We start from the raw sequence: 473 nt of genomic DNA, 5'->3' as shown, positions 1-473 counted from the left end.
GTGGGGTAGATGATTGGGGTGAAGTCGTAACAAGGTAGCCGTATCGGAAGGTGCGGCTGGATCACCTCCTTTCTAAGGAAATACCCGRACCCGATGAGGTTCGGATAAACTTGGCAGTTTATCGCTTACTCGTTGTCAGTTTTGAAAGAGTAACCGCACCCCAAAAAGTGAAGATAAGCGTTGTAGCTTATACCGATTACTTTTCGGGGACCCCGGAAACCTTCTTTCAAGTTAAGTCATGTCATCCGTTTGGTGGCGATGGCGGAGGGGAACCACGCGTTCCCATACCGAACACGACCGTTAAGCCCTCCAGCGCCAATGGTACTTAGACCGCAGGGTCTTGGGAGAGTAGGACGTCGCCAAGCAGGTGTTATGTTTTACACCTAYGCAGCAGCCGTAAGGCTCAGCTGTGATTTACTTTGCACCTTGAAAACTGGATAACGAAAGAAAAGAATTGCTGAAACATCCTTTAA

At 48.8% G+C, this 473-nt stretch carries 2 rRNA genes; both read left to right on the top strand.

Going from position 1 to position 473, the window contains the following annotated elements:
• A 16S ribosomal RNA gene (locus AC1DLI_RS34375) occupies nucleotides 1-72 on the top strand; the annotation flags it as partial.
• A gap of 176 nt (nucleotides 73-248) precedes the next feature.
• Nucleotides 249-365 (top strand): 5S ribosomal RNA (rrf, locus tag AC1DLI_RS34370).
• Nucleotides 366-473: the final 108 nt, after the last annotated feature.

The organism is Paenibacillus sp. 01T443 (assembly GCF_056398325.1).
This window is presented reverse-complemented; position numbering and strand designations above follow the sequence as displayed.